Source organism: Streptomyces capoamus, from assembly GCF_014654935.1.
Taxonomy (GTDB): Bacteria; Actinomycetota; Actinomycetes; order Streptomycetales; family Streptomycetaceae; genus Streptomyces; species Streptomyces capoamus.
The window spans coordinates 330,742-333,310 of record NZ_BNBF01000007.1 but is presented as its reverse complement, the minus strand read 5'-3'; the positions used below and the strand labels follow the sequence as shown (position 1 = coordinate 333,310).

The following is a 2,569-nucleotide window of genomic DNA, read 5'->3' as shown; positions in this document are numbered from 1 at the left end:
GGAGCCACCCCGCACGGACGTCCCGCCCGGCACGGGAAACCACACCGCGTTTCCGGCCACCACACCACCGATTGCCGGCGCGAGAGCCGGCCGGGCGGCCCCGTCCACCCCGGCATGCCCCGGTCGCCGCCCGTCGCCCGGCTGGCAGACCGAGACCAGACGGGCTTCGTGACGGGCCGCCGGCCGCGCGCCGCGCCGCCTCGCCCGCGCGCCGTGCCACCCCGTGCGCGGTCTGCCGTCCCGGACCACTGTCTCCCCCGCCGTGTCCCCACCCCGGCACCCCCCGCGCCGATCATGGAGGCTGGAGCATACCGCGCCCGCTCGAGTGGCAGCCGCCCGGAGCCCGTCCTAGCGTGGCCGCATGATCGAGCTTGCGGGGCTGACCAAGCGGTACGGCGACAAAGTGGCGGTCGATCACCTCACCTTCACCGTCCGGCCGGGTGTCGTGACCGGCTTCCTGGGACCCAACGGGGCCGGGAAGTCCACCACCATGCGGATGATCCTCGGGCTCGACCACCCCACGGCCGGCGACGTCCGCATCGACGGCACGCACTACGACCGGCTCAAGGACCCGCTGACGTACATCGGCGCCCTGCTGGACGCCAAGGCCGTGCACGGCGGCCGGAGCGCCTGGAACCACCTGCTGTGCCTCGCGCAGAGCAACGGCATCCCGTCCAGCCGGGTGGCCGAGGTGCTGGAGACCGTGGGGCTGACCGCCGTGGCGCGTAAGAAGACCAAGGGGTTCTCGTACGGCATGGGGCAGCGGCTCGGCATCGCCGCCGCGCTGCTCGGCGACCCGCGGATCGTGATGTTCGACGAGCCGGTGAACGGATTGGACCCGGAGGGCATCCACTGGATCCGGAACCTGATGAAGTCGCTGGCCGCGCAGGGCCGGACGGTGTTCGTGTCCAGCCACCTGATGAGCGAGATGGCGCTGACGGCCGATCACCTGGTGGTCATCGGGCAGGGCCGGCTGCTCGCGGACACCTCGATGGCCGACTTCGTCCGGGCGAACTCGCGCTCGTACGTGCGCATCCGCTCCCCGCAGCGCGAGCGGCTGCTCGACGTGCTGCACCAGGCGGGGATCACCGTCGTGGAGGCGGGCGGCGGGACGCTGGAGGTGGCGGCCGGCAAGCCCGAGCAGATCGGTGAGCTGGCCGCGCGCAACGGGATCGTGCTGCACGAACTGAGCCCGCAGCAGGCCTCGCTGGAGGAGGCGTTCATGCAGTTGACGGCGGAAGCCGTGGAGTACCACGCGCACGCCGGGCCCGCCGCGGTCCCGCAGGGCTGGGGCGCCGGCTGGAAGGGAGCCTGAGCCATGGCGGCCGTACAGGTCATCCGGTCCGAATGGACCAAGATCCGGTCGGTGGCGTCCACGGTGTGGACCCTGTCGCTGGCCGTGGTGGTCACCGTCGCCCTCGGCATGCTGCTCTCCGCGCTGTCGAACAGCCAGTACGAGAACATGCCGACGCGGGAGCGGCTCTCCTTCGACCCCACCATGGTCAGCTTCGCGGGCATGACGCTCGGCCAGCTCGCGATGATCGTGTTCGGGGTGCTGGTCGTCTCCAACGAGTACAGCACCGGCATGATCCGGGTCTCCCTGGCCGCCGTACCGCGCCGCGGCACCTTCCTGTCCTGCAAGGTCGCGGTGGCCGCGGCGCTCGCGCTCGCCGTCGGCATGGTGACGAGCTTCGCCGCGTTCTTCCTCGGCCAGGCGATGCTCGGCCCGCACCGGGCCGCCATCGGCGACCCCGGGGTGCTGCGCGCGGTGTTCGGCGGCGGGCTCTACATGACACTGATCGCGATGTTCTCCATGGGCGTCGCCGCGATGCTGCGCTCCCCGATGCTGTCGCTGGGCATCCTGATGCCGTTCTTCTTCCTGATCTCCAACATCCTCGGCAACGTCGACGCCACCAAGAAGGTCGGCCGGTTCCTGCCGGACCAGGCCGGCAGCCGGATCCTGCGGGTGGTCCCCCGGATGGGCGACGACACGCCGTACGGGCCCTGGGCCGGGCTCGGGATCATGGCGCTGTGGGTGCTGGCCGCGCTGGCGGGCGGCTACGTCCTCCTCAGGCGGCGCGACGCCCAGTAGGACCGGCTTCACGGACGGTAGTACTCCGGTCTTTACCCGCTCTTGGGCGGAACCGTCAGCGCCTCGATATCCTCCTAACCCTTACGGGGGCGTGTGCCCCGCTGTCCTGAACCTTTCGATGGGTGCGGAGCATGATCGAGGCTGTCGGCCTGACCAAGCGCTACGGCGACAAGACCGCCGTGTACAACCTTTCCTTCCGGGTGCGGCCCGGGGCCGTCACCGGCTTCCTCGGGCCCAACGGCTCGGGCAAGTCCACGACGATGCGGATGATCCTCGGACTGGACAACCCCACGTCCGGTTCGGTCACCATCGGCGGCCACCCGTACCGCAAGCTGCCCAACGCCCCCCGGCAGGTCGGCGCGCTGCTGGACGCCAAGGCCGTGCACGGCGGCCGGACCGCCCGCAACCACCTGCTGAGCCTCGCCCAGATGTCGGGCATCCCGGCCCGCCGCGTGGACGAGGTGCTCGGCGTCGTCG

General features: G+C 71.4%; 3 protein-coding genes. All 3 read left to right on the top strand.

Going from position 1 to position 2,569, the window contains the following annotated elements; translation table 11 throughout:
• The first annotated feature begins 361 nt into the window (after window positions 1-361).
• A complete protein-coding gene (locus IE312_RS14585; protein ID WP_189981812.1) occupies window positions 362-1,315 on the top strand; it encodes an ABC transporter ATP-binding protein in 954 nt (317 codons plus the stop codon).
• A gap of 3 nt (window positions 1,316-1,318) precedes the next feature.
• Window positions 1,319-2,092, top strand: a complete 774-nt coding sequence (locus tag IE312_RS14580; protein ID WP_189981810.1) for an ABC transporter permease — start codon at window positions 1,319-1,321, stop codon at window positions 2,090-2,092.
• Between the two features lie 131 nt (window positions 2,093-2,223).
• Window positions 2,224-2,569 (top strand): ATP-binding cassette domain-containing protein (locus tag IE312_RS40030; RefSeq protein ID WP_229899734.1); only part of this gene is annotated, 346 nt, incomplete at its 3' end.